At 50.6% G+C, this 12,889-nt stretch carries 11 protein-coding genes; all 11 read left to right on the forward strand.

From position 1 onward, the window contains the following. Positions 1-9: 9 nt before the first annotated feature. The 11 genes from JTM80_RS20750 to JTM80_RS20800 all read left to right on the forward strand — a co-directional run bounded on the left by JTM80_RS20750 (position 10) and on the right by JTM80_RS20800 (position 12,839). Positions 10-1,278 carry a glycosyltransferase gene (locus JTM80_RS20750; protein WP_172356424.1) on the forward strand — a complete coding sequence of 423 codons (1,269 nt, stop codon included), beginning with the start codon at positions 10-12 and terminating at the stop codon, positions 1,276-1,278. Continuing rightward, on the forward strand, positions 1,256-2,434 hold the full coding sequence (locus tag JTM80_RS20755) for a glycosyltransferase family 4 protein (protein ID WP_172356423.1): 1,179 nt from the start codon (positions 1,256-1,258) through the stop codon (positions 2,432-2,434). Before JTM80_RS20750 ends, JTM80_RS20755 begins: the two co-directional genes overlap by 23 nt. Next, a complete protein-coding gene (locus JTM80_RS20760; protein ID WP_172356422.1) occupies positions 2,431-3,678 on the forward strand; it encodes a glycosyltransferase family 4 protein in 1,248 nt (415 codons plus the stop codon). The genes JTM80_RS20755 and JTM80_RS20760 overlap by 4 nt, the downstream gene beginning before the upstream one ends. A 17-nt stretch (positions 3,679-3,695) precedes the next feature. Beyond that, positions 3,696-4,853 (forward strand): glycosyltransferase, encoded by a 1,158-nt coding sequence (locus JTM80_RS20765; RefSeq protein WP_172356421.1) that lies wholly within the window; start codon positions 3,696-3,698, stop codon positions 4,851-4,853. Between the two features lie 93 nt (positions 4,854-4,946). Then, the gene (locus JTM80_RS20770; RefSeq protein ID WP_172358942.1) at positions 4,947-6,113 is read left to right on the forward strand and encodes a glycosyltransferase; all 1,167 of its coding nucleotides are present in this window, start codon (positions 4,947-4,949) and stop codon (positions 6,111-6,113) included. A gap of 48 nt (positions 6,114-6,161) precedes the next feature. Continuing rightward, positions 6,162-7,526 carry a hypothetical protein gene (locus tag JTM80_RS20775; protein ID WP_172356420.1) on the forward strand — a complete coding sequence of 455 codons (1,365 nt, stop codon included), beginning with the start codon at positions 6,162-6,164 and terminating at the stop codon, positions 7,524-7,526. Between the two features lie 118 nt (positions 7,527-7,644). After that, positions 7,645-8,988, forward strand: a complete 1,344-nt coding sequence (locus JTM80_RS20780) for a hypothetical protein (RefSeq protein WP_172356419.1) — start codon at positions 7,645-7,647, stop codon at positions 8,986-8,988. A 231-nt stretch (positions 8,989-9,219) separates the two neighbouring features. Beyond that, positions 9,220-10,533, forward strand: coding sequence for an NF041680 family putative transposase (locus JTM80_RS20785; RefSeq protein ID WP_205370226.1), 1,314 nt, complete (start codon positions 9,220-9,222; stop codon positions 10,531-10,533). A gap of 195 nt (positions 10,534-10,728) precedes the next feature. Next, positions 10,729-11,229 (forward strand): helix-turn-helix domain-containing protein, encoded by a 501-nt coding sequence (locus tag JTM80_RS20790; protein WP_172354232.1) that lies wholly within the window; start codon positions 10,729-10,731, stop codon positions 11,227-11,229. 20 nt (positions 11,230-11,249) lie between these two features. Further along, positions 11,250-11,795: an IS630 family transposase gene (locus JTM80_RS20795; RefSeq protein ID WP_172354233.1), complete on the forward strand. Its 546-nt coding sequence runs from the start codon at positions 11,250-11,252 to the stop codon at positions 11,793-11,795. Between the two features lie 246 nt (positions 11,796-12,041). Further along, a complete protein-coding gene (locus tag JTM80_RS20800; protein WP_205370227.1) occupies positions 12,042-12,839 on the forward strand; it encodes a ChaB family protein in 798 nt (265 codons plus the stop codon). The last annotated feature ends 50 nt before the right edge of the window (positions 12,840-12,889 follow it).

Genomic DNA, 12,889 nt, shown 5'->3' on the forward strand with positions numbered 1-12,889 from the left:
ACACTTCCCATGCAGATCCCATCTACAGACCTAGAGTTCAGCCTGGTTTGTTTTGACCTGTCGATCTACGGTCATCATCCACACTATATTTTGCACCTGTGTAAAGGTTGGACGGCGCGATCGCCCCTGGGAACGCTCTTTTTCGTCGTGTCGCCCCAGTTCCTCAAGGTTCATGCCGATGTAGTGCGGCAGTGCAGCCAGGGTGCCTCTGTTCAGTTTGTGGCGATTACCGAAGCTGAACAGACTGCGCTGAAATCTCGCAGTTCTGGCATTGCTCGCAACCTTCGCAACTTCCAGGAATGGCGATTGTTTGCCAGGTATGCCCAACTGCTGCAAGCTGACCATGCGCTGATGCTCTATCTAGACACCTGTCTTTTGCCAATGGCAGCTGGACTATCGTTTCCTTGCCCTGTTTCAGGGATTTACTTTCGCCCTACATTCCATTACTACACCTTTAGCCCCCGCCCCCAAACCTGGCGCGATCGCCTACAGGCCTGGCGCGATCGCCTGATCCTCGGCGCTGCGCTGCGCCATCCCCAGTTTCGCACGCTGTTTTCCCTCGACCCGATTGCACCAGGCCATATCACGCCGCCCCCCCATGTCAAGGTCTGTGCGCTAGCCGATCCGGTCGATTTGGCTTACCAGTCGGCCGGTTCTGGGGTCGAACTCCGCCAGCAGTTAGAAATTGAGGGCGATCGCACTGTATTTCTCCTGTTTGGTGCGCTGACTGCCCGTAAAGGGATATATCCACTACTGGAAAGCTTGGAACTGTTGCCTGATGAAGTTTGCCAACAGGTTTGCTTGATTTTGTTAGGGGAGGCTAATGCTGGTGATCAGCCGCGAATTGCTCGTTCAGTATCGCTGCTGCGTCAGTGCAAACCGATTCAAATTCTAGAGCGCTATGAGTTTGTAGAAGATTCGGTGCTGCATCAATATATCGAAATAGCAGATGTGGTGCTGGCGCTGTATCAAAAGCATGTTGGTATGAGCGGCATTTTGATGCAGGCCGCGTTGCACCAAAAGCCCGTGCTGAGTTCGGATTATGGATTAATGGGTGAACTGGTGCGCCAGTATGAATTGGGGCTAGCGATTCAGTCGGAAAAACCAGGGGCGATCGCCAACGGAATTACCCATTACATTTTGCAAGGTCAAGAAATCAATATTAATCTCCACAGAACACACGAGCTCATTGCAAATCATACCTCAACGAAATTTTCTACTTCTATCCTAAGTGAGTGCGTCAGCCAGGAGATTTATGCAAAAGCCCAGCACCTCTAAAATTGCCTGGCTGCTGCCAACGACCTGGTTTTATTGGCAACCCGCTTTGAGTGAACTGACTCGATATTTTCCGCATACCAAGGTTTTTACGGGGCTATTTCCAGGTTTTGCAAAAGGACTAGAAAATCCTTTAGACGTAGAGATGGTTGGTAAGCAAAAAGTGGTGACAGTTACGAAGTCTGTTACCAGTTATGGCAATAACTTTACTTATCTTTCACCCAAGATCTTGCCTCGACTGTTCCAATATCGCCCTCAAGTTGTGTTTTCTAGCTCCTTTGGCATCTGGACATTGTTTGCACTGCTAACAAAATGGCTAGGCAGATGGAAAGTCGTCATTGCATACGAAGGCAGTTCGCCGGGAGTAGATTATCGAAATTCACCCCTCAGATTGGCGTTGCGTCGAGCAATGGTGTGGGCTGCTGATGCTTGCATTACCAATAGTCGCACTGGGCAAAAGTATTTAATTGACTGCCTGGGATCGCCGCCAGAACGAACCTTTGCTCAGCCTTATGAAGTGCCGGATGTGCGCTCTCTGGCAGCAGTGAATGAAATGCTGGAGATTGTTGTTCCGGGTCAGTTGCTCCGTTTTTCAGATTTGAGGCATCCAGTTTTTCTTTTTGTGGGCAGTATGGTGCCCCGCAAAGGGGTGTCATGTTTACTGGATGCATGCAAGCTCCTGAAGGACGCAGGAAGTAAGGAGTTCAGCGTGCTGTTAGTGGGTGATGGCCCGCAGCAAGAAGATTTACAGTCATATGCGCAGCAGCATCAGCTAGAGAATTGCGTCACTTGGGTGGGGCGGATCAGCTATGACGACATCAGCACCTATTTTCATCATGCAGACGTATTTGTGTTGCCCACACTGGAAGACACCTGGGGCATGGTGGTGCTGGAGGCGATGCTGCTGGGAAAGGTGGTGCTGTGTTCTACAGGGGCGGGTGCAGCAGAGCTCGTGCGAGAGGGTGAAAATGGCTATTGCTTTGCGCCCAATGACCCAGAGGCGCTGGCTGCCGCGATGCAGCGTTTGATCACCGATCCGTCTCAGATTGCTGCGATGGGAGAGCGTTCAAAAGCAATCATGGCTGACTATAGCCCGCAGCAAGCAGGCGTATTTCTAAGACATGTTGCAGTCATGGTCATGGGAGGCGAATCAACATGAACCAGCCTCTCTGCATTTTGCTGTCGGCCTATGCCTGTCGCCCCAATATGGGGTCGGAGCCAGGTGTAGGCTGGAACTTAGCGCGGGCGATCGCCCAGCATCACCCCGTCTGGGTTCTCACCCGTGAAGACAATCGCCCTTTTATCGAAGCCGAACTTACTCAGCATCCATTCCCAAATTTGCAGTTTATTTATTGCGATGTTCCGGGTGCAAAGCTTTGGCATCGTAGTAATAAGACTGTTCATCTTCATCATTATCTTTGGCAACTCAGCGCCTACAGCACTGCAAAACGCTTATTGTCGCAGATTCAGTGGGACGTAATTCACCACGTTACTTACGTTCGCTATTCCTCGCCCAGCTTTCTGAGTCTTTTGCCTGTGCCGTTTGTTTGGGGGCCTGTGGGTGGTGGTGAAATGGCTCCTGCCGCGTTTTGGGAAGAGTTTGATCTCTATGCGCGAGTATATGAAGTGCTGCGCTATTTATCCCATCGGCTAGGCGAGGCTGATCCATTCACGCGCTTGACGGCAGCTCGCAGCGCTCTGGTCAGGGCGACGACCAAAGACACTGCCGCACGCCTGCGGAGCATGGGCGCTCAGAATTTAGAACTTTACTCAGAGTCAGGGCTTTCTCAAGAAGAAATTGTCAAGCTTTCAACCCTGTGGCCACCTACTTCAGACCCTGTGAGGTTTATTAGCATGGCTCGGTTGCTGCACTGGAAAGGTCTGCATTTGGGCATCCGAGCCTTTGCCGCCGCAAAGCTGCCTGACGCAGAATATTGGATTTTGGGAGAGGGGCCGGAGCGCGATCGCCTTCAACGGCTAGCAGATGACTTAGGAGTTGCAAAGCAGGTAAGGTTTTTCGGTAAGCTCCCTCGTCATGAAACCCTAAATCGACTGGGTGAAAGCCATATTTTGGTGCATCCTAGCCTTCATGATTCTGGCGGTTGGGTTTGTTTGGAAGCGATGGCGTGTGGACGGCCAGTCATTTGTTTTGACTTGGGTGGGCCAGCCGTTCAAGTTACCGAGAGTACCGGAATCAAAGTCGCAGCCCACTCCCCCTCGCAAGCAGTTTGCGATTTGGCAAGCGCCATGACTCAGCTTGCAACAGATGCAGAACTGCGATCGCGCCTCGGCAAGGCAGGACGGGAACATGTTCAAGCCCACTTTTCCTGGGAGCAAAAAGCAAAGAGCTTAATGCAGATATATAAGTTAGTGAGCAAGAAGCAATTGCAACCCTTCATCTAGTCAAGAGCTAAAAAGTCATGACAACACGGAATATAGCCTACTTTACAGGCCGTCTCCTACCTGCATCAGAAACTTTTATTCGCGCACAAGCAGAAAGTTTAAAGACGTTTAATCCTCACTACATCGGTACACGCTATATTTCTGGTTTGCCACTTCCAAAAGAAAGAGTGTTTGCAGTTAATTCAAATCAGTTTACAGGGTCTGCTCAGGAGTTGATTTTTAAGCTTTCAGGGATTGCACCACATCTTGTAAAACACCTTAGGAAACTCGAAGTATCACTAATTCATGCACATTTTGGAGTGTGTGGAGCTTTAGTGTTACCCATTTCTAAAGCCTTGGATCTGCCATTGGTAGTCACTTTTTATGGACTGGATGCCACCATGACAGATGAGTATGCTAATCGTGAGTCTATCAGCACAAGAGTATATATAAGAAGACGAGAATCCTTGAAGAGATCAGCCTCTTTGTTTATTGGTGTATCCGACTTTATTCGAGATAGGCTAATTGCTCAAGGCTTCCCATCTGAAAAAATAATTTCACACTATTATGGCGTAAACACACAGGAGTTTTCCCCAAATCAAAGAGTTGAGCGTGAACCAATCGTGTTGTTTGTAGGACGCTTCACTGAGAAAAAAGGCTGTGAGTACATTATTAAAGCTATGGCAGCAGTCCAGTCTGCTTTGCCAGACACCAGTCTTATCTTAATTGGCGACGGAGATGAAAGACAAAAGCTTGAAGAAATGGCCTCCCAGATACTAAAACGATATCAATTTTTAGGCTTTCAACCCTCTGATATCGTGAAAAAGTGGATGAACCGTGCTTCAATCCTAGCTGTACCTAGCATTACTGCATCTAATGGTGACTCAGAGGGTTTGCCTACTGTAGTTGTTGAAGCGCAGGCGATGGGGTTACCTGTTATTGGTTCTAGACATGCAGGTATTCCGCAGGCGGTAATTCATGGAGAAACTGGATTCTTAACAGAAGAACGAGACTGGCAGACCTTAAGTAATCTAATTTTTCTGGTTCTTCAAAACAAAGAATTGCTGAGAAGCCTCAGCGTTCGCGCTAGAGAACATGCAGTTAGCAACTTTAATCTAGATAAACAAACTGAAGTTCTGGAATCTATATATAAAAACTTAATACACCAATTTAACAGTATCAAATCTAAACATTAGCTTGATTACTTGAGTACACAACATGAAGTCAATTTCGTAATGCAGCAGATAACAGTTAGAAGCTTTAAAGAGCCTCATCGCATATATTTACCCATGCACATCCTCAGCATTCACAACGCCTATCAAATTCGCGGTGGCGAAGATGAATCCTGTGCTGCTGAACAGCAACTCCTGCGGGAACAGGGTCATCAAGTCGATGTGTATCAAGAGGACAATGCTCGCATCCAGACGCTCAATTCAGCCCATGCTGCTATCAAAACCACCTGGTCTGCCGAGTCCTATCGGGACATCCGGCAACATCTTGCACAGCATCCGGTTGATATCGTGCATATCCAAAACTTTTTTCCCCTCATTTCTCCCTCTGTTCACCACGCCGCCAAAGATGCAGGTGTGCCTGTGGTACAAACCCTGCGAAACTATCGATTACTGTGTCCCAATGCGCTCTTCTTTCGAGCGGGCCAGGTCTGCGAGGATTGCTTAGGAAAACCCATTCCTTATCCTGGTGTGCTGCATGGCTGCTATCGTGAGAGCCGCGCTGCCAGTGCTGCTGTAGCTGCAATGCTGCTTGCCCATCGTCTGCTAAGAACTTGGATTGAAACCGTAGATTACTTCATTGCACTCACAGAATTCGCACGTCAAAAATTCATTGAAGGTGGTCTACCAGCCCACAAGATTGTTGTGAAGCCCAACTTTGTGAGTCCTGATCCTGGTGTAGGAGACGGGCGAGGTGGCTACATGCTCTACGTTGGGCGGCTCTCGGTCGAGAAGGGACTGGACACACTGATCGACGCATGGCAGCGGCTAGACTTATCAGTTCCCCTCAAAATCATTGGTGATGGCCCGCTCTCTGATCAGGTCAACGCTGCTGCTCAAACCCATCCCTCTATCGAATGGCTGGGACGACAGCCCATGAATCAGGTTCACAATCTTATGGGCAGCGCTATGGCCGTCATCTTTCCGTCTAAATGGTACGAAACCTTTGGGCGGGTAGCAATTGAGGCATTTGCTAAAGGAACCCCCGTGATTGCGTCAAATATTGGGGCGATCGCCGAAGTTGTCCAACCTGGCTACACAGGCCTACAGTTCCATCCCAATGATCCGGACGATCTGGCACAACAAGTGAAATGGGTATTGAATCATCCAGAAGCGCTCCAGCAAATGCGTCAAAATGCCCGTGCTGAGTTTATCGCCAAATATACTGCCAAAGCCAATTATCAAATGCTAATGGATATCTACAGCAAGGTTCAGAAGCAGGTTTAACTGTACTTCTAAATTCCTATATATAGTGCGTTTTTGGCTTTTAACAAGATGAATCAGGTTATAGATATCTCTGTGCAAAAGCGAGGACGGCTGAGAATTCCTTCGCTTGTTGTTTTTGCCTTCGCAACAGTCTTTTTTCCTCGTATTGTGGAGTCGGCAGGAGCACCCGCAGCGATTAACTTCCTTCACTTTGCAATTGTTCCTATAGTCTTTGTACTAACCTTTACTAAGATTCGCAACAAAGGTAGTTCAGGGATCTGGGTCACTCAACTTTTGCTGTTGGGCTTGTTTTTTCTATTGCTAAGCATGACTATCAGCGCCTTTTTAAACAAAGCAGGGTTGGTTAATCTATTCATTGGATACATGCTTTTGGCAGAGCCGTTTTTTCTACTGGCAATTATTGTCTACACGCCAATGAGTGCTCGTAATGTGCGCTGGATGCGAGGCTGGATTTTAGCATTTGGTGCTAGCAATGTGCTTCTAGCATTGGCCCAAAAGCTACTAATTAGCATTGGCGTACTGAGAGTGACCAGAATGACAGTAGCTGATAATATACAGGGCGTATTTTATCTCTCTGGAGCAGGTCATGTGGTGTCTGCCTCTGTTTCTCTTACGTTTGGTTTGTACTACTTTGCCAGTGCCAAAAACTCACCCCTATGGCTACGCATTACAGTTTTTGTTTCAACAATACTTCAGCTTTTATTCGCTGACGCTAAGCAAACGCTGCTAGTTTTTCTGGCTGCTTGGGGGATCCTGATTTTGGTTAAGCTGACGGATATTCGAGTAGTTATTCAATACATCATTAGCGGCATTCTGGCTTTTTACTCATTCCTCTGGGCATTGAGAAATGTGCCATTATTCGCAGCATTCAACGGTTGGATTCGTCCTGGACTCTACGGCCCCGATGGCGATGCAACTGTACTTAAACTTAGCGGCTTTTCAATTATTGTTTCATTTTATGAAAACTTTTTGAATTGGTTGTGGGGATTGGGCCCAGGACATACGGTTGGACGTTTGGGAGGCTGGCTGCTGAAAGAATACTCCTCATTGCTAAGCCCACTGGGAGCGACTACTCGACCTGTCAGTTCTGAGGTCGGAAGAGTCTGGGGAGAAAGCTATCTAGATTCCAGCTTCTTCTCGCCTTTGTTTGGCTGGATTGGGATTTGGGGAGATTTCGGCTTGTTGGGGTTGGGGGTTTATTTATTTCTGTGGTGGGTCGTTTGGCATTTCCTGTGTCAAGACGACTTCTCTAAATTCACAGTGATTACTGTGTTTATCTTTGGGTTTATTTTCACCCAGATGGAAGAACCGGGCTATATGCTGACGGTCACGACCTTGCTTGGATTGCGATGGCAAGAACTGTGTGCAAAGGAAACTCCTCCTACTCGACGAGTCTATTTACAGCTTTCCTGATGGGATGAATGGTAAGCGAAGTAAGTGGATATAACGTCTGCACGATCGCTTCTGAGGAACATCTCTCTGGTTTTGTGCCGTTGGTGTGTGAATAGATCGTCCTTTTTAAGAGTATGCTATGACCCAGGCAGCTACCCTCACGCTTACGCTCCAGCCCGTTGCGGGTCGGCACGTCTTCGTTCCGCCGGAACCTGTGCTTCAGTTGCGGCGGGCGGCGCGGGCGGAGGGGGAGAGCCTTTCGCCGCGGTGGGTTAGTGACGATCGCCCCCTCCTTTCTCCCCGAGTTCCCGCAGCCGTTCCGCATCGACTCGGTGTGGCGGTGGGCGTGGCGATCGCCGCTACTGTGGGCACCAAGCTTTACCAGAGCCATACGCCGCTGCTGTATAAAAGCACGTTTGAATTGACCCCAGTGGCGCAGCGATCGCAGACTATCGGCACAGCCACAGCCACGACTGACATTCGTCCAGAGGTGGATCAGGCGACGCTGATTCAGGTGTTTCGGAGTCATCAGGTGTTGCTGCCTGCGGTGCGCGACTTGCGGGCGCATAACATCAATCTGAGTCCGGCAGCGCTGGCGCAAAATCTGGAAATTGTGCCGCTAGCGGATGGGCGACTGGAAGTGCGATACCGCCATCGCAGTGAGCGTGTGGCGCAGATGGTATCGCGGCAGCTTGCCCAAACCTATGTGGACTATGGCGATCGCTGTCGGCTGGATGCGTGCTACGCGCTGGATCAGGCAAAGGCAGATTTGACCGAGGCGACCGGGCAGGTGGCGCGGCTGGAGCAAGCGATCGCCCAGTTCCGGGCCCGCCCCGATGCCCAGAACCTCCGCCATCGCGCCGACACCCTCACCCGCCGCACCGCAGAATTCACCCGCTACCTGACGCAGACTGAGCAGGAGCTAAAGCTGGCGCAAGAGCGATATCAGACACTTCAGACCCAGCTTCCTATCGCCAGCGCCCAAAGCATTTTGCAGCAGCAGGCAGACTATCCAGCATTGCTGCAAGACCTGCACCAGACCGAGGGACACATTGCTACGCAGCTTGCCCAGGCGCAGCCCGATAGCCAAACCCTATCTGCCCTTTACCAGCGCCACCAGATGCTCAGCAGGCAACTGAATCAACAAGTGGCGATCGCCCTCAACCAGTTCCTCCTGACGCAATTTCCAGACCTAGCCGCCGACTCAGAAACACTGCCGCCCGCGCTCTCGCAAATTGAACAAGCGTTTGGACTGGCGCATCAGGTGAACCTGCTCAGCGCTCGTCAGCGGGCGATCGCCCCCATCCACCAAGCCATGCAAGCCGACAAGGTGAGGCTAGCAGAGCTACTGCAATATCAGTCCAAGCTGGAAACCCAACTGGCGGTGCAGCGGCGAATCTTGCAAGAGAGCCAGCAGCAGCACGCCCGCCTCCAGCAGGAAATTTCTGAGCGTCGAATCGTATGGCGTGTAGCAGGTGCTTAAGCGTCACTTTCGAGCTTGACTCGAAAGCATAGAGTTGAGTGAGCATGACGCTGTACGCCTGCACATGGCAGCAAAGCACCAGATTTAAGCACTTGCGATGAACTTGCTAGATTTTGGATGTTTTTCCTCTGGCGGTATTCCCTTTAGTTTGGACTAATGGTGAAGAGGAAGGCAGTCAATGAGAAGCACCGACTGCCGTAAGGTCAATGAAGTACAACCAACATTGACCCCATGATTTTCAACGAACTTCAGCAATTTCGCCAAACGTTGTATGCCAGCTTGGGAAACGCCAGAGATGCCCTGTTTGATCTGATGGATGCCGTGTTAGTGAGTGCGTGCATCGTGTCGTTTGTGAGGCTATCGCAGAGTCCTGTCTTTCGTCGCCAGTGGTCGAGCCCCTATGAAGCGTTGCGCGATAGCCGCCTACCCCGCTCAAAGGTGCTGAAGCTGTTGGTGCAGCAGATACCGACTCAGCAGCAACCGTTGTTGGCAGGTGATGCGAGTCGGTGGAACCGTCCTGCTGCCAGGCGTTTGAAAGACCGCACCTTATCAGGCAGAACAGGACATGCCCCGATAGCCGGACAAAACTACAGTACCTTAGCCTGGATTGCTGAAGACAGGGGCAGTTGGGCATTACCATTGCGGCATGAGCGCATCACCAGCTTTGAAACACCCGCCAGTAAAGCGGCATTCCAACTCAAACAAGTGACTCGGCAGTTAGCGGTGCGTCCGTTGGCGATCTACGACCGAGGGTACGGCAATGCCAGTTTTGTCAACCAAACGGCAGGGATTGAGGCAGACTTGCTGCTGCGGGTTACATCCAATCGATGTGTCTATGGCGCGCCCCCAGCGTATCGAGGGCGAGGCGCACCTGCCAAGCATGGACATAAGATGAAACTCAATGACCCTGACACTTGGAGTGTCCCGGTCGAAACCGTTGAAGTCGATGATCCCAACTGGGGACGAGTGCGGGTCAGTCGTTGGAGTGCATACCATTTCCGCAAATCCCACAAACGGGCAATGGAAGTGTTGCGCGTGGAGGTGCTGGAGACACAGAGCAGCACGCGACGCTTGGCTCCTTTGTGGTTAGTTTGGCTGGGTGAGCAGATGCCTCCGTTAGAAACCCTGTGGTTGCACTACCTCCGTCGCTTTGCCATTGAACACTGGTATCGCTTTGCCAAGCAGAGGCTATATTGGACACATCCCCAGTTCAGTTCTGTATCGGCAACCGAACAGTGGAGCAGCCTGATGCCGTTGCTCAGTTGGCAGTTGTGGTTAGCGCGAAAGGACTGTACTGACCACCCCTTGCCCTGGCAGGCACCGCAAGAAACGTTGACTCCGGGTCGGGTCGCACAAGCGTTTGCAGGCATTTTGGCAGCGATTGGCACCCCTGCTCCTGCGCCTAAACCTCGTGGTAAATCGCCAGGACGAGGCAAGGGGCACAAGCCAACTCCTCGTCCCTGCTATCCGATGGTCAAAAAACGAGCCTCGAAACGCAAGACATCCGAACAATCCCTGAACAGTCCGGTTGCAACAGCAGCTTAACTGCGAGCAGGATTGTATCCAATTCCTTAAGTTCAACTGTTATGAACGGTTGAGCAGATTCTTTATGGCATCCTGTTGAGCATTATTGTGATGCCAGTTAGTCCAAACTAAAGTATTCCCGAGGAGATGTCCAACTGTGTAATATCAAATCTCCAAAGATCTGCTACATGTAAGAAGACGTTAGAGCGAGCCGCCATGAGTGGAGTCCTCAAAATCGATATCGCTGAAACAGCAGAAGAACTAAAAGCCGTCTTGGAACAACAGCAACGGTCATCACAGCGCCGTAAAGTACAGGTGTTGTGGTGGTTAAAAACCGGACAAGCGAAGAGCGTTGAGCAGTTAGCCCAACTGAGCGGTTGCCATCGCACGACCGTGTCTCGTTGGCTGAGCCAGTATCGACAGAGTGGACTCGAAGCGTTGGTGAAGGTGGCATCTCGCAGTGGACGACCGCGAGCGATTAGCGGTGAAGTCCTGGCATCTTTGGAACGGGAACTGCAAGATCCAGAAGGCTTTAGCAGTTATGGAGCAGTGCAGCAGTGGCTCGCAGCGGTGCATGGTCAACCCGTCCCCTACAAGACGGTGCATAAGACGGTGCGCTATCGGCTCAAAGCGAAGCTCAAAGTGCCCCGTCCGGTGTCAAAGAAGCAGACTCCTGGGGCGTGCGAGTCCGTTCAGCAAACCTTGCAGCCCAGATAAGCCAGTCGATTCCGCCAGCCTTGAGACAACGCTACGGGGGGCGAATCCGCTATTGGTGCAGCGATGAGAGCCGCGTCGGACTGCTGACGGTTCAACATCGCAAGTTGACGGGCTTTGGGGTGCAGCCGATTGGTTCAGTTCAATGGGACTTTGTGTATCGGTGGCTGTACGGTCTAGTGGAACCGCTGAGCGGTGCATCGTGGATAGTCGAGTTTTCTCATCTCGACAGTTCCTGTTTTGAGGCGTTTTTGCACAGCTTTGCGGCTCAGTTCCCCGATGATTTACATCTGATTCAGGTGGATAATGCCGCAGCCCATACGGCTCAGACCCTGACGATACCGGACAATGTCATCTTGGTGTTTCAGCCGCCTTATTGCCCTGAGGTCAATCCCATTGAGCGGGTCTGGCGGGAACTCAAGCGGGAGCTAGCTTGGGTTCACTTTGATGATGTTTGCCAACTCCAGCACGCCATCAGCCAGTGGGTTTGTCGCCTTTCGGCGGAGTCGCTGCGATCGCTGACTCAGTGGGATTGGATTGTCGATGCTCTATGTGTAGCGGGTATTTAGAGAGTTGATATAAGCCCTATAGGTTTGGTTTTCTGGATAACCCCCTAATAGCCAAAACAGGCAGGTGAGAGATATTATCAATACGGATTGCACCCGCCATGCAAGTGATGTGAACTTTTGAAAGTATTCAGCACTGCATTTAGCACTGCATAGATGAATTAGCAGCCAGCTAGAGGGTGAGTAAACGCAAGCTAAGAGCGTTAGCCACTGCTCAATACATACTTGAGGCACTTGAGGAGAAAGTTTATGACATCTGCCTTTGCCAAGCCTCCGGCGAAATGTGTATCTGCTGCATTTAAAGACCAGGTAAAGCTGCAAGATGCTGTCCAGCGCTTGCTGAATCGGGGTGTCCCCAAAGAGCGTATTTCAATTGTGGGACGTAACTTTCAATCCGAAGCTCGAATTACTGGATTCCTAACCAAAAAGGACGTGATTCTGGATGGATTAGCCAGTGGAGCCTTCTACGGTTCGCTGTTTGGTTCTGTCTTGAGTTTGCTCACAGGTGTAGGGGTGTTGTTCATTCCTTTTCTAGGGGCAGTGGTGGCGGCTGGGCCACTTGCTGCTGCACTGCTGGGTGCAACGAGTGGCGCGTTGTATGGAGCCTTGGGAGCGGGCTTGGGGTCTGCCTTAATGTCGCTAGGGATGCCCCAAGATAAAGCTGCAATTTATCAAACGCGGGTGCAAGCGGGCGAATTTTTGCTCGTTGTAGAGGTTCCTGATGAAAAGTCTGGTGAGACTTTTTTGCTCTTGCAAAGTGCGGGAGGCGAAGAAGTGGCCATCACAGATATGCAAATCCCACAGGAATCGGACGGAGAAATGACGGGAAGTGAGCAAATTTCGCCAGAAATACGGGCAGATTTGTCAACGGAAGCTCAGCAGACCTTTTTAGAAACCTATAATCAAACGCTTAGCGAGTCCTCTGAAAAAAGTAATGCCTTGATGAAAGCTTGGGAGCGGATTAAACAGTTGTTTGAGCGGGATGATAAGGGCATTTTTTCAAAGCGCAAAGCCGACAATAATCAGCAAGACTCAGGAACGAGCTAGGGATTGAGCGAGATGAGGCTGAGACAACCATTACCTAATTTAGGTACCTA

Source organism: Thermoleptolyngbya sp. PKUAC-SCTB121 (assembly GCF_016919485.1).
Taxonomy (GTDB): domain Bacteria; phylum Cyanobacteriota; class Cyanobacteriia; order Elainellales; family Elainellaceae; genus Thermoleptolyngbya; species Thermoleptolyngbya sichuanensis.

Excerpts from the sequence above, each read along its gene's own strand:
- JTM80_RS20750 (WP_172356424.1), top strand. The coding sequence starts at position 10 with ATGCAGATCCCATCTACAGACCTAGAGTTCAGCCTGGTTTGTTTTGAC.
- JTM80_RS20755 (WP_172356423.1), top strand. The coding sequence starts at position 1,256 with ATGCAAAAGCCCAGCACCTCTAAAATTGCCTGGCTGCTGCCAACGACC.
- JTM80_RS20760 (WP_172356422.1), top strand. The coding sequence starts at position 2,431 with ATGAACCAGCCTCTCTGCATTTTGCTGTCGGCCTATGCCTGTCGCCCC.
- JTM80_RS20765 (WP_172356421.1), top strand. The coding sequence starts at position 3,696 with ATGACAACACGGAATATAGCCTACTTTACAGGCCGTCTCCTACCTGCA.
- JTM80_RS20770 (WP_172358942.1), top strand. The coding sequence starts at position 4,947 with ATGCACATCCTCAGCATTCACAACGCCTATCAAATTCGCGGTGGCGAA.
- JTM80_RS20775 (WP_172356420.1), top strand. The coding sequence starts at position 6,162 with ATGAATCAGGTTATAGATATCTCTGTGCAAAAGCGAGGACGGCTGAGA.
- JTM80_RS20780 (WP_172356419.1), top strand. The coding sequence starts at position 7,645 with ATGACCCAGGCAGCTACCCTCACGCTTACGCTCCAGCCCGTTGCGGGT.
- JTM80_RS20785 (WP_205370226.1), top strand. The coding sequence starts at position 9,220 with ATGATTTTCAACGAACTTCAGCAATTTCGCCAAACGTTGTATGCCAGC.
- JTM80_RS20790 (WP_172354232.1), top strand. The coding sequence starts at position 10,729 with ATGAGTGGAGTCCTCAAAATCGATATCGCTGAAACAGCAGAAGAACTA.
- JTM80_RS20800 (WP_205370227.1), top strand. The coding sequence starts at position 12,042 with ATGACATCTGCCTTTGCCAAGCCTCCGGCGAAATGTGTATCTGCTGCA.